The sequence below is a fragment of the Pedobacter sp. NJ-S-72 genome (assembly GCF_053890575.1).
Map to the genome: position 1 here is coordinate 5,616,028 of NZ_CM132681.1, position 20,160 is coordinate 5,636,187.

A 20,160-nucleotide genomic window follows, 5' to 3' on the forward strand; every position below is an offset into this window, starting at 1 on the left:
AATATTCTATAGTATTGCAGCGGCACTGGTTTTTGCTGGTGCCGCTGTATCTTATTTGCTATCAGAATATGTGTTTATGAAAAGAGTTATATTCCTGATCATTGGTTTGGTTCTATCCGCCGGGCTTCATGCTCAAACAAAATTTGATGCTATCAAAGAAGGTGATCTGATTTTTCAAACCTCGTTATCAGCACAGAGTAAAGCCATTCAGCTGGCTACAAAATCCAGGTACTCTCATTGTGGTATCATTTTTAAAGATAAAGGGGGATATTATGTGCTGGAGGCTGTCAGTAAGGTTAAGTGTACACCGTTGGCACAGTGGATAGCAAGAGGGAAAGACAAGGGATTTGTGATTAAAAGACTTAAACATACTGATCAGGTTCTTAATCCGGCAACGTTGATGAAGATGAAACAGTCCGGTCAGTTTTTCAGTGGCAAAGATTATGATCTTACCTTTGAATGGTCGGATGATAAGATTTATTGTTCTGAATTGATATGGAAAATATATCAACAGGCGACAGGGCTTCAGATAGGTAAACTGGAAAAACTACGTGATTTTGATTTAACGAATGATATCGTCCGGAAAAAGATGAAATCAAGATATGGGACTCAGATTCCATTGAATGAAACTGTCATTTCTCCGGCTTCAATTTTCAATAGTAAATTACTCAGAACTGTTAGTTTGAACTAAAAATTTTTGCTGTTAATTTCTTATCCTGGAAATAGATGATCGCTTATAAAGAATTTCTCCCTGTTCCTGAATTAAGGGATCGGATAGAGTGCTACTGGAAATTTACAGTTGGTGCTGATCTGACAACTCCTTTACTCCATGTTTTTCCACCTGAAGGTTGCTGTAACCTGCTTTTTGTCAGTTCTGCTGAAAGGCGTTTTATGCTGTTTGCAGGTCCTTCTACTGTAGTTAGAGAAATTACGATACAACCTGGCACTGTATTCTTTGGTATCCGGATCAAAGGGGGTGCTCTGAATGGCTGTATCCTGCTGATCTTTTGTCTTGCAAAGACCAGAGTATTTTTATACCCGCTATAGAAGTCTCAGCATGGCAACAGGATTTATTAAATCGTATCTCCTTCGGATTTGAAGATATATCCATCCCTGATAACGCTTTGCTTAGGATGAAACAGCAGATTGTTTTTGCTGTTGATCTGCATGTGGCGAAAAGTATACAGCTGATTATTGATTATGCGGGTGGTATTACGGCAAAGGAAGTAGCCAGCCAGGTATGTATCAGTCCTCGTCATCTGGAAAGAAAATTCCTCAAAGCAACGGGTATCACTATGAAACAATTTTCACAGCTCAGACGGTTGCGAAAAGCTATTGTTGATTTGTGCGTTGCGCAAAGGAGCAAGGCCGAAATGATAACAGATAGGGGATACGCAGATCCTGCCCATTTCTATAAATCCTTTCGTAATATCTCAGGTTATCCATTGAGTAAGTTTCAGCAGCATTTAAAGCTTATTGAAAATCAACTGATTTAGAAAGTCGGTTTTTTACACCTCTGATCATCGGGTATTAATTAGTTTTACGGTATCAAATAAATCTCTTAAAAAATGAAGAAATACCTTATTATTCCTTGTCTGTTATTCGCTTTGAATGTTGCTGCTCAAAACCCCGTGGCTGTGCAAAAGGAAAAAATGAAAGATGCTAATTTGCTTGCTGGAACCTGGACTGGCGAAGGATGGATGATGATGCAGGACGGTGTAAAACATCCATTCAACCAAACAGAGGTTGTAACCACTCAAATGGATGGAGGTTTATTAACAATTGCCGGGAATGGTAAAGACCAGAAAACTGGTAAATCTATCCATAGTGCTTTCACCATTTTTACTTACGATAATGCAAAACAGAATTATCGATGGACGGCTACAGCATTTGGTTATGTAGCCGATATTACACCTGAAGTAAAACCCGGCAGTTTAGTATGGAGCCTTCCCGGAAGGGGCGGACTACACTCGTTTTACCATTAATTACACGGCTAGTGAATGGACCGAAAAGGGAGAAATTTCTACTGATAATGGACAAAGCTGGGTTCAGAACTTTGAGATGCATCTTAAAAAATAATTGTACTAATTTATCGTGCGTTCTATTAGGGCTGGATTTTTTCCGGCCCTAAAGTATAATGTCAAATTCCTTTTGGAGTAGTCTATTGAAAGCTGTCTCACCGGCTATTGGCTCTTCTGTTTTAACTCCGTTCGAGGTCACAATAAACTTTGCCTGGGTAATTGTTTTTCTGCCGGTTTCAGTTAGTAAAGAACAAACCATGTTTTTCGTGAAATTGGAATCAGGTGATAACTGCTGGAAATAACAACTATGTGTGAAGTCTTTTAATAAAAGAGGAGTAAGCGTGAAGATGTAGCAGGGGATGTACACTGCCAGTGTTTCATCATATTTTTCAACGAGGTAATAATATTCGTCATTTTTTGTCAGTTTGAACTGACCGCAAGCCTCAGTATGATAGCTTTCTTCGAGAACTTTGACAGGTTCAGAGATGAAATCTCCAAAACCGACATCCACTAAGTAAGTATCTCCTTCGAGTCTGACCAGTAAAGCCATATGGCTTGTTGACGGGGAGTATGTTTTTGGTGTCAGAATGATATACTTTAGCACTTATAATTTGTACATCAAAACCTATCTGTACAAGAAGCTGCTGGAAGTTACCGTTTAATTCATAACAGAAGCCACCTCTTTGATGAAGTACTATCTTTGTATATATCTTTTCTTCATCAAGTACTATCCATACCTTTTGATGAATGTCCAGGTTTTCAAAAGGAACGTTCAGTAAATGAGCTTTCATTAGTCCTGTGAGTGATTTTAAATCAGCAGCAGGTTTTCCTTTATAATGTATTCTATCAAGATACTCCTGTATTTGCATATTCCTTATATTAAATTTGGTCTTTTTATCCTTAGAACCGAAGTTAGCAAAACCTTAAATATTTGTATTTGCGGATAGGAAGTTAATTGACAAATTCGTGTAATTTTATATTCAGGATTTTACCAGATGAAAGAAACGGGAAAAACATTAGTCTTCAATAAACTGCTTGATCAGATATCACTATCTTGGGTTACCTGACGAGTCTATTGAAGATGTAGCAAATCTTGCTGAGTTTTTTGCAAGTGATCTTTCTTCGTTTGTTTCCGGTCAGCACTTATTGGTTAATGGAGGAGCGACAAATTAACTACACAAAAACAATTAAGCAAAAACCCCTTTAAAGAGCTTTTTGCTTAATTGTTTTTATTTAATCCGCTATGAATTAAAAAGGATCAATACTAGCGTCTAATATCCGGTTCCAGTCTGTATGACGTTTAAGGTAAGCTACAACCAGCGGACATAAAGGAATTAGTTTATAACCGTTTTCTTCCATATAGGCCAGTGTTTTTTCTATCACTGCTGTTGCAGCACCTTTGCCTTTCAATTCTTCTGGTGCTTCTGTATGAATGAGCCAGATCTTTTTACTTCTCTCTCTTTATAATCTATAAATGCGGTGTAATCACCTACCTTAAGCTCGAAACGGTTTGCGTCCTGATTCTTAACCAGGGGTAAACTTATATATTCTTCATTCATATCTTTCTGTAATTAGTTCAAAACACCAAATTTACCACCATTGAAATCCTCAATTGCCTGATGAATTTCTTCTTGTGTATTCATTACAAAGGGGCCGTAACTTACAATTGGTTCATCGATAGGTTCACCACTTAATAACAAGATAACACTTTTCTGATTTGCTTTGATATGGATATCTTCTCCATTGTTCTCAAATAATACAAAACTATGTTCTGTAGCTATTTCTCCATTGACTATAATACTACCATTTACTACCAGCAAAGCTGTATTGTGTCCGTCGTCAATTGTAGTAGTCAGTTCTCCACCTTCATTCAGTTTAATATCGAACACATTTACCGGAGTATAAGTTTCAGCAGGCCCGTCAACTCCATTAAAGGTTCCGGCAATTACATTACTGTACCTGCTCCGTTTGATAACTCTACTTTACCCATTCCGGCAGCCTTTAGTTCCTGGTAATGTGCAGGAACTGATTTATCTTTTTTAGGAAGATTTACCCATAACTGAACCATTTCAAAAGGGCCTCCTGTTTTAGAGAATGTTTCTTCGTGGTACTCTTTATGCAGGATTCCTTCACCAGCTGTCATCCATTGGACGTCACCAGCGTTAATAATACCACTATTACCAGCGCTATCGTTATGTGCCACGCTACCTTTGTAAGCAATGGTTACAGTTTCAAAACCTTTATGCGGATGCACATCTACTCCTCTGATATGATCTGAAGGACCAAAATCGTATTCTGCATTGAAATCCATTAATAAAAACGGGCTGATCCTTCTTTTAGAAATATCCGCTCCAGGTATATAATTAAATACTCTGAATCCGTCACCCACCATGCCTGGCTGAGCAGGTTTTGTCACGATTTTTTCAATTAGCTTATTCATTTTATTTCTCCTTTTTTTTAACCTGTCAGAACATCTTCGTTTAAAACATTTTAACAACAAGATGTTCTGATTTTTGTTATACAAATATACCTCAGTCAAGGCCCTGATAAGTTGATGTAGGATAAGAAGTGACACACCCAAACAGAATTGTTTTTATCTTTGTTTTATGAATCTGGAACCTAATAGTTTAATCCACGCGTCTTCACCTTATCTTTTGCAGCATGCTTATAATCCTGTAAACTGGTACGAATGGGGTGAGGAAGCATTAACAAAAGCGAAACGCGAGAACAAACTGATCCTGGTTAGTATCGGTTATTCTGCCTGTCACTGGTGTCATGTGATGGAACGTGAGAGTTTTGAACTGCACGAAGTAGCTGAGGTGATGAATAAACATTTTGTTTGCATCAAAGTAGACCGCGAAGAAAGACCTGATATTGATCAGATATATATGCTGGCAATTCAGCTCATGACGGGTAGTGGGGGCTGGCCACTCAACTGTATCTGTTTACCAGATCAGCGTCCGATTTATGGTGGCACTTATTTCAAAAAGGATGATTGGATCAATATTTTATTAAACGTTGCAGATTTATGGGACACAGAGCCTGGTAAAGCAGAACAATATGCGGTTCAGTTAACAGAAGGCATTCGTAATTCAGAAAAGGTCATCCCTAATATTAGAACTACACCTTATACTGAAAAGGATTTACAAGACATTACTGCACCCTGGAAACGTAACTTCGATATGATTGAAGGTGGGTATAACAGGGCGCCTAAATTCCCTTTACCAAATAACTGGCAGTTTTTATTACGTTACAGTCATTTAATGAATGAGAATGCAACACATGTAGCTACTTTACTAACACTTGAAAAGCTGGCCTTTGGTGGTATTTATGATCAGATTGGCGGTGGTTTTGCAAGATATTCTGTAGACGGTAACTGGCACGTTCCGCATTTTGAGAAAATGCTTTACGATAATGCACAGCTGATTGGTTTATATGCTGAAGCCTTTCAGTTTCCGGGAATAAATTATTTAAAGAGGTAGCAATAGAGTCAATTACCTGGATAGAGCGGGAAATGACATCTCCTGAAGGGTTATTTTATTCTGCATTGGATGCTGACAGTGAGGGCATAGAAGGTAAGTTTTATGTATGGGATTTACTGGAGTTTGAAAAGATTCTCGGCACTGATGCTGCACTGATGGCAGAATATTTCAACGTGACGCCTTATGGTAACTGGGAAGAAGAAGAGGTTAATATTCTTTTAAGGAAGTATACACCTGAAGAATATGCTGAGCTTAAAAATATTCCGATTGACGATTTCATTGTAAAACTGAATCTGGCTAAAGAAAAATTACTGGCAGTACGTGTTAAAAGAATGCATCCTGGTTTAGATGATAAATGTCTTACAGCATGGAACGCGATGATGATCAAAGCGCTTGCCGAAAGCAGCCAGATTTTTGATCGGGAGGATTTTTATCTGGCTGCTAAAAAAGCAGCTGATTTTATTCTTTCCAATAATATGAGTACTGAAAGTGGCGGATTATATCGGAATTACAAACATAATAAAGCTTCAATTACCGGATTTCTGGATGATTATGCTTTTTTTATCTCTGCATTGATTGCTTTGTATGAAGCAGATTTTGAGGACCGCTGGTTGCTGGAGGCTAAACGACTAACGGAATGGGTATTGAGTAATTTCCGTGATCTGGATAGTCCGATGTTATTCTATACTCCTGCAAATGGAGAATCTCTGATTGCCCGTAAACATGAGATTATGGACAATGTGATCCCTGCTGCTAACTCTGTAATGTCGCAGAATCTGAAACACCTGGGGCTGTTATTTGATGAAATCCGTTATACCGATAAAGCAGATGCAATGCTGGCTGCGGTACATCCTCAAATTAAAACCTATGGCTCTGCATATTCCAACTGGGCCATCCAAATGATGAACGAAGTGTTTGGAATCAATGAAATTGCCTTAACAGGTAATTCCGTAAATCAGATCAGGAAAGAGCTGAGTAAGAGATATATCCCGAATAAAATTATCTTAGCAGGAACAAATTCTGTACTTCCTTTGTTAAAAGATAAGCAAAGCATTGAAACAAAAATCTATATTTGCCGAAATAAATCATGTCAGCTGCCAGTAACAACAGTTGAAGAAGCATTAAAATTAATTAACTAAATAAGATTCCAATGAGTATTAAACCCAATACAGTAGTTTCATTAACGTACGAATTGCATACGACTAATGAAGAGGGACAACAAGTTTTCGTAGAAAAAGCTGATGAGCAAAATGCATTGGTCTTCTTATACGGTGCAGGTATGATGTTACCTAAATTTGAAGAGCATTTAACTGGATTAAATGTTGGTGATGAGTATAAATTTGAATTAAGTGCTGCTGATGGTTACGGAGATTTAGATCCGGGAGCTTTCGCTGACTTACCAAAAGATATGTTCAAAGATGTTGACCTGCCTAACGTAGGTGATGTTATTCCTTTACAGGATAACGAAGGAATCATTTCAGAGCTGGTGTTACTGCGGTACACGATACAACTATCTCTGTAGATCTTAACCACCCAATGGCTGGTAAAAACCTGATCTTTGGTGGTAAAATCCTTTCAGTACGTGAAGCAACTGAAGAAGAATTAAGTCACGGTCATGCACATGGTGCTGACGGACATGCAGGACACTAATCCTGATAAATTATAATAAAAAAAAGGTGCAGAAATTAATTTCTGCACCTTTTTTATGTCTGGTGAATTCCGATTCTCTTAGAATTTAAACAGCTTTTAGTTCTTTTTAACAGCGAGGTTACACTTCTCGCAGATTCCATAAGCAGTAGTAGTTACCGTCTTTGCGGTGAAACCTTTTGGCATAGTGCTATGCGGAACGATAACATCCAGGCAGTATATTTTATTACAGTTTGTGCAGTTAAAATGAATGTGTTCATCATGGTGATGATCTTCAGAGCAGGAAGATGAGCAAATTGCATAATTAGCCGTTCCGTTCATATCATATCCATAATCCGATGCAGAATCCCTTTATCTTCATAAATGTTCAATATCCGGTAAAGTGTTACCCTGTCAATTTCTTTACCCAGTTTTTTTTCAAGTTCAGGCTGTGAAATGGCGACAGTATCTAAAGCTATTTCTTCTAAAACACGAACCCTTTGTTTGGTATGTTTTAGTGAGTGTTCTTTTAATATGCTGGTAGGGTCGATTTTCATATTTGTTAGATTGACTTTGCATTAACTAAAGCTATTGGTGGATTATCCATTGCATTTCCAGTGCTTAGCTTTAACATTCCTTTGATTGTTATTGTTTGATATGTGAATTTAATCGGTTCAGCAAGCTCAACCATTACCATAATCGGTACGCCATTTTTCCCGCAGAAGTAACATTGGTTAATCGGCAGGGTGGATAGCATAAACTTTGTTTGTTTCATCCCATCTTTAATCGGGACTAAATATCCTTCAAGTTCAAATGGCTTATTTGCATACTTTTTAATATCAGCATTATAATAGGAAACATCTCTGTGTATCCTTCACAATTTTGAAATCCACACTTCCAATGACATCCCAATTGGTAGAGGTAATCTGGTCATTCGGGTTATGCTGAGCTTTCACCGCGAAACCTGAAAGTAATAAAAATATAATGATCAGTTGTTTCATTTATTTTATTTTTTTGTCAGATGGAACCCGACATGATTAATATTTAGTTTTTAGACAATATCTTAGAAATATTTGACCGGTAAGCCTGCAATGCCGGAATAATACCTGCAAATATACCAATCGCTAAGCCGGCAGCAAATAAATAAATTTCATCCTTCATGAATATAAATCCGCTTAGCTTTGCCTGGCTGCTTTCCTGGTAATTTCCAATCAGCTGAAGCACTAAATGGCCTAATACGATACCGATAATTGTACCGGCTAAAGTAAGCAGGATTCCTTCGAAAATCACTATGCAGAACAATTGTCCTCTTGATGCACCCAGTGTACGCATGATTGCCAGATCGTAATTCCTTTTTTTTTAAAGAGTTATATAAATTCACAAATACACTGATTGCAGCAATTAGCATAATCAATGCGGCAAACCATTGCAGGGTATCTACACCAACGCCAATCAGGGAAAACAGGCGGGTGCTTTCCATAGCGGGGGAGGCTGCCTGCAAATTTGTAGATTGATTTACCATCCTCGGAAACATGACAACAGACATTGGTGACCGGTATTGAATAAGTAAGGCAGTTATTTCTTTTTCATCATTAGAATGGGTTTGATCTGGTCTTTGATTTTCGGCTTCGTGGTGTTTGTGGTCAGCTCCATTATGATGATGTTCTTTGGCCTCTTCTTTTTCGTGATCCTCATGCATCTTCCATACGCTGGAAATATTTGTCAGGATAAGGTTATCAGTTACATTTCCCTGCGAGGTTAAAATGCCTACAACTTTATAAGCATGTGTTTTATGGATGTCTGAACTGCCTGTTAGTCCATGAGCACCAAAAAAAGTATCTCCAATCTTTAATTTCTGATTGATTAGCAGCTACACTTGATCCAATCGTGACTTCAAAATCTGCTGACCAGAATTTACCAGTACTTGTTTTTAACTTATAAATGCTGACAAAATTACTGTCCGTACCCACAATCCTGATTCCCTGGTAATTATCGCCCTGCGCTAAAGGAACGGCTCTTTTGACAAAGGGGCTATGTGCTAATTCCTGTGCTGCTTTAAGCGGGATATTGCCTGTAGGAAAATCGATATAATAAATACTGCTCAGGATAAGTTGCAACGGGCTTCCTTTCGCACCAACTACCAGGTCAATGTCTTTAGAATTATTATCTAGTTTTTCACCAATTTGGGTAGATGCCAGCAGTAAAATTGTCAGAATACCTGTGCCGAATGCGATGAGTATAATGTTTAATGCGGAGGATAATGGTTTAGACCATAAACTTTTCCAGCTGATTTTTAATGGGCTCATTTTAATTCGTAAGTATTAGTGAATGCATCTTTAACTCTTTTATCGTGGGTAGCCACAATTAATGTGGCCTGGTTTAAGCCTGATTGCTGCATTAATAGTTCAAGCACTGCATTTGCATTTTTATCGTCAAGGCTGGAAGTAGGTTCATCAGCAATTAATAAAACAGGCTTGTTGATCACTGCTCTTGCTATGGATACCCGCTGGAGTTGTCCCTGGCTTAACTCACTGGGATAAGTATCTTTTTTATCGGCTATGCCTAAAGACGTCAGCACCTCATTTACCCTTTTATGGTCTTCTGGAAGACGGGCAAAACTTTGTGCCGTCACGAGGTTCTCTGTAATAGTCAGGCTTTTGATCAGATGTGGACGCTGGAATATAATTCCAATATTTCTGCCCCTGAACTGATCGAGTGCCTTGGAAGAAAGTGAATATAAGCTGGTGCCATCCATATTTACCTCTCCCGCGACAGGCTTTAATATCCCTGTAAGGATATGCAGCAGGGTAGTTTTTCCGCTTCCGGATTCCCCTAAGAGTAACCATTGCTCACCGTTATTGATTTTCCCAGTCTTTAAATTCAATGCGCCCTGCATTGCTATAACTGTGTGAAACTGATTTAATGGATATCATTTGTATTTATCGTTTTATAGGATCTCTGCCTGTATTGTTTAACAAAAGTAACAAATGCAAGTCTATTGCATATAGTATATATGTAAAGAGTTTGCTACTACTTTTATTAATATATTTATAATTATTCTGACTTTCTAATAGTAGATGCAATTTAATTGCATTTGTTATTGTGTTTGGTATATTTGCAACCGTATTGCATTAGTTATTATCTTAATTAAAGCTGTTTACGCTGATATTACCATTAAACACACACATAAAATGAAAACGAAATTATTACCTGTAACCGTACTCAGTGGATTCCTTGGAAGTGGGAAAACAACTTTATTGAATCATATTCTTCATAATAAGCAGAATCTGCGTGTGGCATTGATTGTCAACGATATGGGAGAGATTAACATTGATGCAAATGCTGTTCAGCGTGATAATATATGTTGTCCAGAACAGAAGAAAAACTGGTAGAAATGAGTAATGGTTGTATTTGCTGTACGCTTCGTGAAGATCTGATGGCTGAAGTTGAAAAACTGGCTAAAGAAAACCGATTTGATTATCTGATCATTGAAAGCACAGGTATTTCTGAACCGGTGCCGGTAGCACAAACTTTCAGTTATGTAGACTTAACCATGAATATTGACCTGAGTAAGTTTAGCAAGCTGGATACGATGGTGACGGTTGTGGATTGTTTTAATTTTAAGAAGGACTTTGGTACGAATGAATTACTGATTGACAGGGAATGGGTGGATGATACTGCGGATCAACGGACAATTGTCAACCTTTTAACAGATCAGATTGAATTTGCGAATGTGATTATCCTGAATAAAACTGATTTGATTTCTGCTCAGGATTTATTGCTTTTAAAAGCGGTTATCCGAAAGCTGAACCCTTCGGCTAAACAAATTGATACCTCTTTTAGTAAGGTAGATCTTAAGAAATATTAAATACAGGTTTGTTTGATTTTGATGAGGCCTCACAAGGTGCAGGATGGATCAAAGAGCTGAATACTGAGCACGAGCCCGAAACTGAAGAATATGGCATTAGCAGCACGGTATTCCGTTCTTCCAAACCTTTTCATCCAGAACGCTTATGGAGTTATCTGAATGAACAGTTTCCTCCAAATGTGATCAGAACTAAAGGGTTATTCTGGATTGCACCTATGCCAGACCGGGCGCTGAACTTTTCTCAGGCTGGCGGATCTTTGCGAATTGAAAGTGCGGGGACCTGGTGGGCGAGTATGCTACCCTCAGAAAGACTCAATTACCAGGATTTTACAGAAAACAGAAAAGAAATTGAGGGTCGCTGGGATGAGCACTATGGGGACAGGATGAATGAGCTGGTATTTATCGCTCAGGATCTTCAAAAAGAACAGTTGCATCAGGAATTGAATGCTTGTCTGATTACTGACGAGGAAGGGCTTCAATACCAAAATAAAGAGCTGTTTGTTAATCCTTTCGAACATGTGATTCAGTAAAAGAGGATTATATTTAATAATTAATGCAATTTAGTTGCAACTAATAATGTTAATTGTATATTTGGACTTCATTATTTAGTTAATAGGGAAGCACCAGTAACGGATTCATCACCCGTTACGGTGCTTTTAAATTTTAAAGCTAATTGATATCTGCAAATAGTATAATTTGATTTCTTTTTGGTTAATATCAGTAATGAGATGTATATTAGGAACCTGATCAATTCTTAAAATCACCATGACAAAAAAGATAACCACTATTCTGTTTTTAACCTTTTCTGTTTCTCTGAGTTCCTTTGCGCAGCAGTTTAAGGTAGCTTATTCTCCGGTTTCACTTAACAAGTCCTTTTCTGGGAAAGTTTTTCTGTACTTATCAAAGAAAAATACAGAACCATTAACAGCCTCAATTGGCGTAGAACTGTTAACTTGTTTTGCTGTTGATGTCAAAGGAATCAAGCCGGGAGAAAACATTGTGATTGACGATAAGGCAACAGCTTATCCAGTTGTACCTTCGGATATAGAACGGGGAGATTATTATATTCAGGCAGTATGGGATTTAAATCTGGGCGGAAGGGCGATCGCGGCAAGTCCCGGTAATGTATTCAGTAAACCACAGAAGATATCAATTAATAAAGACCGCAATCAGTCTTTTTCTATACTGGCAGATCAGGTAGTTCCTGAACAGGCATTTATAGAATCTGAATTTATAAAAGAGCTTAAAGCCCCTTCAAAATTATTAAGTGATTTCTATCATAAAGAATTTTCGATCAATGCAGCTGTTCAATTACCGCTGGAGTATAATAAAAATCCGGAGAAAAAGTTTCCGGTAGTATTTGTTGTGTTCGGTTATGGGGCTGATTACCATCATCTTATTGGGAGCGCAGGTATAAAGCAGATCTCGCTTGGCTCTGAGCCAGTCATCAGGGTGTTTCTGGATGGGAATTGTTCGTTAGGACATTCTGCTTATGCAAATAGTGAAAAAATAACGGCCCGTGGGGCGATGCGCTTACTCAAGAGCTTATTCCTTTGCTGGAACAAAAATATCGTTGTAACGGGGCCAGGATGCTGATGGGGCATAGTAGTGGTGGTTGGTCAGTATTGTGGCTGCAAACACATTATCCTAAATTATTTTTAGCCACGGCTTCCAGCAGTCCTGATTATGTGGATTTCCGGAATTTTTCTAAGGTTAATTTTTATCAGGACAGTAATATGTATGCTGATAAAAGGGGGCATCTTTATCCCGGTGGGACAGTTGCTGGAAGGTTCCCCTTTGCTTATCTGAAAGACATGTACCAGGTGGAAAATGTGATCTCAAGAGGGGAGCAGCAACGCTCTTTTGAAGCTGTTTTTAGTAAAAAAGGGAAAGATGGTTTACCTGAGTCAATTTGTGATTATAAAACTGGTAATATCAATCACCCTGTTGCCGAAAACTGGAAAAAAAAAATATGATATTTCTTTATATCTGAGAAATAACTGGAAGGAGTTGAAAAGTGATCTGGATGGAAAAATAAGGGTATCAGTAGGTGACGATGATAACTTTCTGCTCAACTACCCGGTAAAGTTATTTGAAGAAGAAATGAAAGTGATAAATGCTTCTGTGATGTTTCAATATTATCCGGGAGATCACTTTACAGTAAGCACAAAAGAATATATGGCTGGTACTTTAGGTTTTCTGGAAGGAAAATATAAAGAATGGCTGATTAAAAATAAGGCTGGCGGGAAATAATAAGCTTGTTTAGAAAATTAAAGGAGGTCTGATGATGGTTTCATTCATTCAGACCTCCTTTTTTTTAGTAGTTCTCCAGGAAGTCTTCTCCCTTTTGAGTAATTGTTGCGGAGGGATGGGCGCTATCCGGATGAATAAGAATATAGCCCAGTCGCTCTAGTTCTTCATAAGCATCTTCCATTCCTCCAAGAATAGAAGAGCTGACTTGCTGTTCAACTGTTTCCAGTATTGATTTGATTTCTTCTTTTTTTCCATACCTAAATTTAATAAATTTTTACATAAGGGTATCCGTTATTTTGAGACTGTTAGTAAAATCTTTTTATTTTTGCAGCTAAAAAACATATCCTAATCCTTTATTCCTCTTTCTATTACTGTTCCTTTTTGCTTGTCATTCTAAGCCTGTACCACATGGACACGGCGCTAACTCAACTCAGGATACTGTTGCGGTACCGGAAAATTCAAAGGATACTATGAAATCTGCTGCGGCTGACGCTAAAACGATTATATCGCGTAAAGAAGTCCCGGTTTTGTGTTATCATCAAATCAGGGACTGGAAAGCTTCAGACTCGCAAAGGGCCCATGACGATATTATTCCTCCGGCTAATTTCAGAGAACATATCAAAATGCTTGCAGATAGTGGTTACCATACCATTTTACCTGATGAATTATATGATTATCTGAATTATGGTAAGAAATTACCTGCTAAACCTATTATGATAACTTTTGATGATACTGATCTGGATCAGTATACAGTAGGTGCTTCGGAATTAAAAAAGTATGGATTTAAAGGAGTGTTTTTTATTATGACTGTTTCTATCGGCAGACCCAGATATATGAGTAAAGCACAGATTAAGGAGCTGTCAGATCAGGGACATGTGATTGCCAGCCATACCTGGAACCATAAGAACTTTGCGCAGTTTACGGATGAAGACTGGGATATTCAGATTGACAAGCCTACACAGACACTGGAAAAATTAACCGGGAAAAAAGTACAATACTTTGCCTATCCTTATGGCGTTTTCAAAGCGGCGAATCTGCATAAATTAAAAGAACATGGTTTTAAAGCCGCATTTATTCTGTCCACTCCAATGGACCCGGTGAATCCGATTTATACGATCAGAAGAATTATTGATCCGGGACGTTATACCGCTAAAAATCTTTATAATAGCTTACAGAAGAGTTTTAACAAGAAGAAGGATTTAGCAGTAGCAGCTAAATAGAATGTATGATGAGTGTATAAAAAAGGGTGTCCGAAATTTTCGAGGGCACTGAAAAAGTCCTTTAGATTTAAAGGTTAAAAAGCGAGCAGAAAAACTAAGGTTTACTGCTCGCTTTTTTTTATCTTAAAGTTCGATTTAGAAATGCTTTTAGATGTTAGCTCAACAACAAGAACTTCAGTTCAGTTCCTTTTCGAGGTTATATGACCTGATCATTCCCAAGGACAATCTGCTTCGCAAGATCAGCGAACTGATAGATTTCACCTTTATCTACGAAGAACTGCTGGACAAATACTGTTCAAATAATGGGCGTATGTCGGAAAGTCCCGTGCGCATGTTCAAATACCTGTTGTTGAAAACAATCTATACTGTTTCGGACGTTGATGTGGTTGAGCGCTCGCGCTACGATATGTCCTTCAAATATTTCCTTGACATGGCTCCTGAGGATGAAGTTATCAATTCCAGTTCATTGACTAAGTTCCGAAAGCTCCGTTTGAAGGATACAGATTTATTGAACCTGCTGATCGGAAAAAAACGGTCGCTATAGCCCTTGAAAAGGGTATTATTAAGTCCAGATCTATTATTGTTGATGCTACCCATTCTCTGTCCAGATCAAATCCATATTCCGTAGTTGAGGTGCTGAGAGAACGCTCAAAGTTGTTGCGAAAAGCGGTTTACAGTATAGATGAAGAGATGAAAGAGCGCATGCCGAAAAAGAACGATTCGGCTGAGCTGGAAAAGGAATTGGCTTACTGTAAGGAGCTTGAAAAGCTTATTGAATCAGATCATACATTAAGTTCAATTCCAGCGATCAAAGAGAAGTTAAATCTATTGAAAGAGACTGTGGAAGATACACAGGAAAACTATACGCTCTCTAAAGATACGGATGCCAGAACCGGTCATAAATCAGCTGACAGCAAATTCTTTGGCTACAAGACCCACCTGGCCATGACAGAGGAACGCATCATTACAGCTGCAGTGGTCACCTCTGGTGAAAAAGGTGATGGCCCTGAACTGCCAATGCTATTGGAAATAAGTCAGGATAATGGAATCGAGGTAGATACGATAATCGGTGATTCAGCTTATTCCGGTAAGGAAAACCTTATACTGAAAGACAACGACGATCAGAACATAAAGATAGTAGCAAAGCTGAACCCTTCAATAACCCAGGGGTTTAGAAAGGAAGAAGACAAGTTCGATTATAATAAAGATGCTGATATGTTTGTATGTCCCGCCGGACACATGGCCATCCGAAAAGCGCGGCAGGGGAAGAAGAATATTGGTCAAAATCAATCGTACACTTACTATTTTGACGTTGAAAAATGTAAGACCTGTCCATTAAAACAGGGGTGTTATAAACCTGGAGCTAAGGCAAAAACTTATGCAGTAACTATAAAATCAACCATACATCAGGAGCAACAAGCTTTCCAGCAAACAGATTACTTTAAAGAAAAGGCCAAACATCGATATAAAATCGAAGCGAAAAATAGTGAGTTAAAAAATGTACATGGTTATGGACGGGCGCACACTATGGCATGGCATTACAAATATGCAGATGCAGGGAGCAATCGCCATATTCACTGTTAATTTAAAGAGAATCATCAAATTAACCACCTAAGTCTGTAAAACCGAAAGGAAACGGGCTATCAGACCAGTTATCGCCCTTTTTTAGCGCCAGTTCATCCGCAGGTATTACTCACGATTCCATAGCCAATAAAAAAAGCGATTAAGTAAAAATCATGTTTTACTTAATCGCTTTAGAATGTTACCCATTAAAGAGGAACTTTTTCAGTGCCCTCAAATTTTCGGACACCCCTTTTTTATAAGATTATGTTATTCGCTTATTTATACATTTCTGCTCTTAACTGTGCTACATCTTCACTATTGATATAATCATCATAAGTCATCATTTTATCAATTGATCCGTTAGGAGTCAGTTCGATTACTCTGGTTGCTACAGATTCAGTTAATGCATGATCCCGTGAAGTAAACAGAGCCGTTCCTTTGAAATCTTTAAGACCATTGTTCAATGCAGTGATTGATTCCAGATCCAGGTGATTCGTTGGCTCATCAAATAACAATAAGTTAGGTTGTCTTAACATCATCTGAGAGAACATACAACGCATTTTCTCACCTCCGGATAATACTTTACAGTTCTTTAATACTTCTTCTCCGGAGAACAGCATTCTGCCAAGGAAACTTCTGACAAACTGCTCATCTTTATCCGTATCAGAGTACTCTCTTAACCAATCAACAAGGTTCATGTCTTTTCCTGCAAAGTAAGCCGTATTATCATTCGGAATATCAGCGATGTTAATCGTTACACCATATTTGAATTCACCAGTATAGTTTGTATCACGGCCTGTTAATACATTATAAAATGCAGTAGTCGCTAAACTGTTCTGAGAAACAATCGCAATTTTATCGCCTTTGTTTACCATGAAGTTAACGCCTTTGAACAAGACTTCTCCATGACTGCTTAATGCAAGGTTTTCTACCTGAAGTATCTGATCACCCGCTTCTCTGCCACCTACATTATTAAACATAATAGCAGGGTACTTACGGCTTGATGGTTTAATTTCTGTAAGGTCAATCTTATCAAGAGCTTTCTTACGCGAAGTTGCTTGTTTTGATTTCGAAGCATTCGCACTGAAACGCTGGATAAATTCCTGCAATTCCTTTACTTTCTCTTCTAGTTTTTTATTCTGATCACCACGTTGTTTTAAAGCAAGCTGACTTGACTCATACCAGAACGTGTAGTTACCAGAGTAAGTAGTCATTTTGCTAAAGTCAATATCCACGATATGGGTACAAACAGCATCTAAAAAGTGCCTGTCATGGGATACAACTAATACGGTACTTTGATAATCAGCGAGGAAATTTTCTAACCAGGCAATAGTTTCTATATCCAGATCATTCGTTGGCTCATCCAGCAGCAGAATATCAGGATTACCAAAAAGAGCTTGCGCCAAAAGCACACGTACTTTTTGTTTACCATCCAATTCTGTGATTTGTTTATGGTGGAATTCTTCTTTAATTCCAAGATTGCTCAACATGGTCGCTGCATTGCTTTCCATATTCCAGCCATCCATTTCTGCGAATCTGTTTTCCAGTTCACCGGCACGTTCACCGTCTTTATCAGAGAAATCTTCTTTCAAATAAATTGCATCTTTCTCCTTCATGATGTCATACAATTCTTTATGACCGATCATAACGGTTTCAAGAACTGAGAAATCATCATACTCATGGTGATTTTGTTTTAAAACCGCCATACGTTCCCCTGGCGTAAAAGCTACGCTTCCAGAGGTCTGATTAACTTCACCAGACAGGATTTTTAAGAAAGTTGATTTACCCGCGCCATTCGCTCCAATTACACCATAGCAGTTGCCTGGAGTGAATTTTAGGTTAACATCTTCAAATAAGGTACGTTTTCCGTAACGCAGGGATAAATTAGAAACTGAAATCATATTGCACAAAAATAAGCCGCAAAGGTAACGATAATTTAATAAAATGTTTTGTACAGAGGGGATTATTAGGTGAATTCGTCGTAAGATTTAAGGTAATATTCACCTTATAAACTGACAACATGTTTAAAATGTTATTTTTGTAATAATTATGGAAAGTGAAATAAATATACTTAGTTCTATTATACAGCGCAGACGGAGCATTTTCCCGCCAAGTTATACACAGGAGGAAATTCCTGAAGCTTTGATCACCCAGGTATTGGAAAGCGCAAATTATGCACCTACGCATAAATTAACACAGCCCTGGAGGTTTATCGTTTGCCGTAACGAAGGAAAACGTAAACTGGGAGAAGAGCTTGCACGTTTTATATAAACAGGAGACGCCGGAGGCACAGTTCCTTCAGAAGAAATATGATGGTATAGTGGAGAAGGCGATACAGTCAAGTTGTGTCATAGTGCTTAATGCACAATTGCATCCTGATGTTATTCCTGAATGGGAAGAGATTGCGGCTTTTGCCTGTGCGGTACAGAATATGGCATTAACTGCCGAAGCATTAAAGATTGGTGCTTAGGAGTTCACCGGGGATGATTAGCCAGCTGAATGACTATTTAAAACTGGAACCGAACGAAAAGTGTTTTGGATTGTTTTATATGGGCTTCCACAATGAGGAGCCCCGTTTACCAAAACGTACGCCAATGGCAGAAAAAGTAAGATGGATAAATGATTAACATGGAAGGATTAAAAGCTAAATTATATCAGTCTTGTATGGATTTTATCATGCAAAGAATAAATACTGCAGAAACTGCTTTACAGCAAGCACAGGAAGCAAGTAATGATGATACGAAGAGCAGTGCGGGAGATAAGTTCGAAACGACTCGTGAGATGATGCAGCAGGATATAGCAAGGAATAAAAACCTTTTGCTTGATGCGAAGCAGAACTTACAATTGTTAACTTCACTGGAAGAAGCTGTCCATAGTGATGTGGTTAGAAACGGTGCGCTTGTGTATACATCTAACGGGATATTTTATATCTGTATCAGTGCAGGACAATTGAAGGCAGATGATCAGTGGTATTTGCTATTTCGGCAGTTTCTCCGATCGGACAATTGCTGGTGGGTAAAAAAGCCGGAGAGTCTTTCAGTTTTAATAAAAACGAGTATACGATCAAAAAGATCGACTAGTTTTTAAATTGTTAATCAGGATCTAAGAATATAGCTAATCTGATAAAAAGGAAGCCGCGCCATATTAATATGACGCGGCTTCCCTTTTATCAGATTTTTTGTTTAGAAACTATTCTTAATGCTGTTACTTAATGTTTTTGGTGTCCAGTAACCACTGGCGATAATTCTTCTGATTGTGAACAGTGGATCTTTCTCATCGCGTTTAGTAGATAGAATAAAGGCACTTTTAAATCCTCTTTTCTTTAATTCCGGGATAGCCTCTGGGTTCCATAAACCAAATGGGTAAGCAAAATGGTGGATATTTTTCCCGGTAATTGCTTCAAGGGTTTTGGTTGGTTTGTCAATTTGAATTTCCCAGTCTTTACCCTGATATTTTTTCACGTTGTGGTGATCCCAGGTATGCGAACCAATATCATTTCCTTTATCTGAAAGATCTTTTACCTGAGCTTTGCTCATATAATTTGGTCTGCCCAAAGAAACAGTCATTACAAAGAACGCACCTTTGAAACCATATTTTTTCATGGTCGGTTCAGCAATAGTGTATTGATCAAGGTCTGTATCATCAAAAGTTAACAGGATAGGTTTTGATGGAAGAGGAGTACCATTGTTCAAATAATCATATAACTGATCAAGCAGGATGGTATGGTAACCGCTATCTGCAAGCATTTTCATATGTCCCTTAAATACATCAATTGGTATGATATAATCTTTAGCGGCTTTTGAATCTTTTGGTCTCCAGTCACGGATCTGATGATAACATAATACCGGAACCTGTTTACGGGCCAGAATTGTTTTTGCATCAGCTACTTTGATTTTTGAAATATCTACCGCTTTATTAGGAGTAGAAGGGCCGGTTGATGCAGTGGTGGTTAAAGTTAAAGTTGTTGTGTCTTTAACGTCGTCTTCCTTTTTATTGTTTTGGGATTTGGATTGGCAGCCGGCACTTAAAAACAGTGCAGCAGCAGTCAGGGTTAAGATATAGTGTTTCATTCGGGCATTTTATGTGTCGGTTGCTAAATTAGGAAATCAACTGACATTTTTTTTATT

Annotated in this window: 31 protein-coding genes and 3 pseudogenes; 19 read left to right on the forward strand and 15 right to left on the reverse strand. The window is 38.2% G+C overall.

The features are described from left to right. Positions 1 to 76: 76 nt before the first annotated feature. The 4 genes from ACWYN3_RS36870 (at position 77) to ACWYN3_RS36885 (ending at position 1,985) form a co-directional block, all read left to right on the forward strand. Positions 77 to 691 (forward strand): YiiX family permuted papain-like enzyme, encoded by a 615-nt coding sequence (locus ACWYN3_RS36870; RefSeq protein WP_456218628.1) that lies wholly within the window; start codon positions 77 to 79, stop codon positions 689 to 691. A 35-nt stretch (positions 692 to 726) separates the two neighbouring features. After that, complete coding sequence (locus ACWYN3_RS36875; RefSeq protein WP_456218629.1) at positions 727 to 1,047, forward strand: DUF6597 domain-containing transcriptional factor; 321 nt, start codon at positions 727 to 729, stop codon at positions 1,045 to 1,047. Then, positions 1,008 to 1,496, forward strand: a complete 489-nt coding sequence (locus ACWYN3_RS36880) for a helix-turn-helix transcriptional regulator (RefSeq protein WP_456218630.1) — start codon at positions 1,008 to 1,010, stop codon at positions 1,494 to 1,496. Before ACWYN3_RS36875 ends, ACWYN3_RS36880 begins: the two co-directional genes overlap by 40 nt. Before the next feature lie 72 nt (positions 1,497 to 1,568). Next, positions 1,569 to 1,985, forward strand: coding sequence for a hypothetical protein (locus tag ACWYN3_RS36885; protein ID WP_456218631.1), 417 nt, complete (start codon positions 1,569 to 1,571; stop codon positions 1,983 to 1,985). Positions 1,986 to 2,127: 142 nt separating this feature from the next. Here ACWYN3_RS36885 and ACWYN3_RS36890 read toward each other — a convergent pair whose 3' ends face one another. Together ACWYN3_RS36890 and ACWYN3_RS36895 are read right to left on the reverse strand one after the other, a co-directional pair. After that, positions 2,128 to 2,571 carry an arylamine N-acetyltransferase gene (locus ACWYN3_RS36890; RefSeq protein ID WP_456218632.1) on the reverse strand — a complete coding sequence of 148 codons (444 nt, stop codon included), beginning with the start codon at positions 2,569 to 2,571 and terminating at the stop codon, positions 2,128 to 2,130. After that, positions 2,501 to 2,890, reverse strand: a complete 390-nt coding sequence (locus ACWYN3_RS36895) for an arylamine N-acetyltransferase family protein (protein ID WP_456218633.1) — start codon at positions 2,888 to 2,890, stop codon at positions 2,501 to 2,503. Before ACWYN3_RS36895 ends, ACWYN3_RS36890 begins: the two co-directional genes overlap by 71 nt. A gap of 166 nt (positions 2,891 to 3,056) precedes the next feature. Here ACWYN3_RS36895 and ACWYN3_RS36900 point away from each other — a divergent pair, with 166 nt between their 5' ends. After that, on the forward strand, positions 3,057 to 3,194 hold the full coding sequence (locus tag ACWYN3_RS36900; protein WP_456218634.1) for an SDR family oxidoreductase: 138 nt from the start codon (positions 3,057 to 3,059) through the stop codon (positions 3,192 to 3,194). Positions 3,195 to 3,269: 75 nt separating this feature from the next. Here ACWYN3_RS36900 and ACWYN3_RS36905 read toward each other — a convergent pair whose 3' ends face one another. The 4 genes from ACWYN3_RS36905 to ACWYN3_RS36920 are packed head-to-tail and all read right to left on the reverse strand — an operon-like array spanning position 3,270 to position 4,461. After that, entirely contained in the window at positions 3,270 to 3,431 is a 162-nt protein-coding gene (locus tag ACWYN3_RS36905) for a GNAT family N-acetyltransferase (RefSeq protein ID WP_456218635.1), read from the reverse strand. Further along, positions 3,428 to 3,580, reverse strand: a complete 153-nt coding sequence (locus ACWYN3_RS36910) for a hypothetical protein (RefSeq protein WP_456218636.1) — start codon at positions 3,578 to 3,580, stop codon at positions 3,428 to 3,430. Before ACWYN3_RS36910 ends, ACWYN3_RS36905 begins: the two co-directional genes overlap by 4 nt. 12 nt (positions 3,581 to 3,592) lie before the next feature. After that, complete coding sequence (locus ACWYN3_RS36915; protein ID WP_456218637.1) at positions 3,593 to 3,910, reverse strand: pirin-like C-terminal cupin domain-containing protein; 318 nt, start codon at positions 3,908 to 3,910, stop codon at positions 3,593 to 3,595. A 56-nt stretch (positions 3,911 to 3,966) separates the two neighbouring features. After that, positions 3,967 to 4,461, reverse strand: a complete 495-nt coding sequence (locus ACWYN3_RS36920) for a pirin family protein (protein WP_456218638.1) — start codon at positions 4,459 to 4,461, stop codon at positions 3,967 to 3,969. 166 nt (positions 4,462 to 4,627) lie between these two features. Here ACWYN3_RS36920 and ACWYN3_RS36925 point away from each other — a divergent pair. Together ACWYN3_RS36925 and ACWYN3_RS36930 are read left to right on the forward strand one after the other, a co-directional pair. Further along, positions 4,628 to 6,642 (forward strand): annotated as a pseudogene (locus tag ACWYN3_RS36925) (thioredoxin domain-containing protein). Between the two features lie 11 nt (positions 6,643 to 6,653). Continuing rightward, positions 6,654 to 7,153, forward strand: a pseudogene (locus ACWYN3_RS36930) (FKBP-type peptidyl-prolyl cis-trans isomerase). 96 nt (positions 7,154 to 7,249) lie between these two features. Here ACWYN3_RS36930 and ACWYN3_RS36935 read toward each other — a convergent pair. The 7 genes from ACWYN3_RS36935 to ACWYN3_RS36965 form a co-directional block, all read right to left on the reverse strand. Further along, positions 7,250 to 7,471, reverse strand: coding sequence for a hypothetical protein (locus tag ACWYN3_RS36935; RefSeq protein ID WP_456218639.1), 222 nt, complete (start codon positions 7,469 to 7,471; stop codon positions 7,250 to 7,252). Beyond that, positions 7,468 to 7,686, reverse strand: a complete 219-nt coding sequence (locus tag ACWYN3_RS36940) for a hypothetical protein (protein WP_456218640.1) — start codon at positions 7,684 to 7,686, stop codon at positions 7,468 to 7,470. Before ACWYN3_RS36940 ends, ACWYN3_RS36935 begins: the two co-directional genes overlap by 4 nt. Positions 7,687 to 7,691: 5 nt before the next feature. Next, a complete protein-coding gene (locus tag ACWYN3_RS36945; protein ID WP_456218641.1) occupies positions 7,692 to 7,904 on the reverse strand; it encodes a hypothetical protein in 213 nt (70 codons plus the stop codon). A gap of 70 nt (positions 7,905 to 7,974) precedes the next feature. After that, positions 7,975 to 8,130, reverse strand: a complete 156-nt coding sequence (locus tag ACWYN3_RS36950) for a hypothetical protein (RefSeq protein WP_456218642.1) — start codon at positions 8,128 to 8,130, stop codon at positions 7,975 to 7,977. A 43-nt stretch (positions 8,131 to 8,173) separates the two neighbouring features. Beyond that, positions 8,174 to 8,461 (reverse strand): FtsX-like permease family protein, encoded by a 288-nt coding sequence (locus tag ACWYN3_RS36955; protein ID WP_456218643.1) that lies wholly within the window; start codon positions 8,459 to 8,461, stop codon positions 8,174 to 8,176. A gap of 458 nt (positions 8,462 to 8,919) precedes the next feature. Next, positions 8,920 to 9,435, reverse strand: coding sequence for an ABC transporter permease (locus ACWYN3_RS36960; RefSeq protein ID WP_456218644.1), 516 nt, complete (start codon positions 9,433 to 9,435; stop codon positions 8,920 to 8,922). After that, positions 9,432 to 10,013, reverse strand: a complete 582-nt coding sequence (locus tag ACWYN3_RS36965; RefSeq protein ID WP_456218645.1) for an ABC transporter ATP-binding protein — start codon at positions 10,011 to 10,013, stop codon at positions 9,432 to 9,434. The genes ACWYN3_RS36960 and ACWYN3_RS36965 overlap by 4 nt, the downstream gene beginning before the upstream one ends. Before the next feature lie 307 nt (positions 10,014 to 10,320). On the opposite strand from ACWYN3_RS36965, the gene ACWYN3_RS36970 reads away from it, so the two are divergent. From ACWYN3_RS36970 to ACWYN3_RS37005, 8 genes and pseudogenes are all read left to right on the forward strand, one after another. Further along, the gene (locus ACWYN3_RS36970) at positions 10,321 to 10,521 is read left to right on the forward strand and encodes a GTP-binding protein (RefSeq protein ID WP_456218646.1); all 201 of its coding nucleotides are present in this window, start codon (positions 10,321 to 10,323) and stop codon (positions 10,519 to 10,521) included. 2 nt (positions 10,522 to 10,523) lie between these two features. Further along, positions 10,524 to 10,997, forward strand: a complete 474-nt coding sequence (locus ACWYN3_RS36975; RefSeq protein WP_456218647.1) for a GTP-binding protein — start codon at positions 10,524 to 10,526, stop codon at positions 10,995 to 10,997. Between the two features lie 8 nt (positions 10,998 to 11,005). Beyond that, positions 11,006 to 11,527: a CobW family GTP-binding protein gene (locus ACWYN3_RS36980; protein WP_456218648.1), complete on the forward strand. Its 522-nt coding sequence runs from the start codon at positions 11,006 to 11,008 to the stop codon at positions 11,525 to 11,527. 235 nt (positions 11,528 to 11,762) lie between these two features. Then, a complete protein-coding gene (locus ACWYN3_RS36985; RefSeq protein WP_456218649.1) occupies positions 11,763 to 12,593 on the forward strand; it encodes a hypothetical protein in 831 nt (276 codons plus the stop codon). Then, positions 12,551 to 12,973, forward strand: a complete 423-nt coding sequence (locus ACWYN3_RS36990) for an alpha/beta hydrolase-fold protein (RefSeq protein ID WP_456218650.1) — start codon at positions 12,551 to 12,553, stop codon at positions 12,971 to 12,973. Before ACWYN3_RS36985 ends, ACWYN3_RS36990 begins: the two co-directional genes overlap by 43 nt. After that, on the forward strand, positions 12,945 to 13,250 hold the full coding sequence (locus tag ACWYN3_RS36995; RefSeq protein WP_456218651.1) for a hypothetical protein: 306 nt from the start codon (positions 12,945 to 12,947) through the stop codon (positions 13,248 to 13,250). The genes ACWYN3_RS36990 and ACWYN3_RS36995 overlap by 29 nt, the downstream gene beginning before the upstream one ends. Positions 13,251 to 13,720: 470 nt before the next feature. Beyond that, a complete protein-coding gene (locus tag ACWYN3_RS37000; protein ID WP_456218652.1) occupies positions 13,721 to 14,470 on the forward strand; it encodes a polysaccharide deacetylase family protein in 750 nt (249 codons plus the stop codon). 151 nt (positions 14,471 to 14,621) lie between these two features. Beyond that, positions 14,622 to 16,085: pseudogene (locus tag ACWYN3_RS37005) on the forward strand (IS1182 family transposase). 223 nt (positions 16,086 to 16,308) lie between these two features. On the opposite strand, the gene ACWYN3_RS37010 reads toward ACWYN3_RS37005, so the two are convergent. After that, positions 16,309 to 17,934, reverse strand: coding sequence for an ABC-F family ATP-binding cassette domain-containing protein (locus ACWYN3_RS37010; RefSeq protein ID WP_456218653.1), 1,626 nt, complete (start codon positions 17,932 to 17,934; stop codon positions 16,309 to 16,311). 148 nt (positions 17,935 to 18,082) lie between these two features. Between ACWYN3_RS37010 and ACWYN3_RS37015 the strand changes: the two genes are divergently transcribed. From ACWYN3_RS37015 to ACWYN3_RS37030, 4 genes are read left to right on the forward strand one after another with little or no spacing between them, the layout of a single operon-like run. Next, on the forward strand, positions 18,083 to 18,304 hold the full coding sequence (locus tag ACWYN3_RS37015; RefSeq protein WP_456218654.1) for a nitroreductase family protein: 222 nt from the start codon (positions 18,083 to 18,085) through the stop codon (positions 18,302 to 18,304). Next, positions 18,288 to 18,503: a hypothetical protein gene (locus ACWYN3_RS37020; protein WP_456218655.1), complete on the forward strand. Its 216-nt coding sequence runs from the start codon at positions 18,288 to 18,290 to the stop codon at positions 18,501 to 18,503. The genes ACWYN3_RS37015 and ACWYN3_RS37020 overlap by 17 nt, the downstream gene beginning before the upstream one ends. Then, on the forward strand, positions 18,496 to 18,660 hold the full coding sequence (locus tag ACWYN3_RS37025) for a hypothetical protein (protein WP_456218656.1): 165 nt from the start codon (positions 18,496 to 18,498) through the stop codon (positions 18,658 to 18,660). The genes ACWYN3_RS37020 and ACWYN3_RS37025 overlap by 8 nt, the downstream gene beginning before the upstream one ends. Beyond that, positions 18,653 to 19,120, forward strand: coding sequence for a 3-oxoacyl-ACP synthase (locus ACWYN3_RS37030; protein WP_456218657.1), 468 nt, complete (start codon positions 18,653 to 18,655; stop codon positions 19,118 to 19,120). The genes ACWYN3_RS37025 and ACWYN3_RS37030 overlap by 8 nt, the downstream gene beginning before the upstream one ends. A gap of 95 nt (positions 19,121 to 19,215) precedes the next feature. Here the strand turns inward: ACWYN3_RS37030 and ACWYN3_RS37035 are convergent, their stop codons facing one another. Further along, positions 19,216 to 20,103, reverse strand: coding sequence for a polysaccharide deacetylase family protein (locus tag ACWYN3_RS37035; protein WP_456218658.1), 888 nt, complete (start codon positions 20,101 to 20,103; stop codon positions 19,216 to 19,218). Between the last annotated feature and the right edge of the window lie 57 nt (positions 20,104 to 20,160).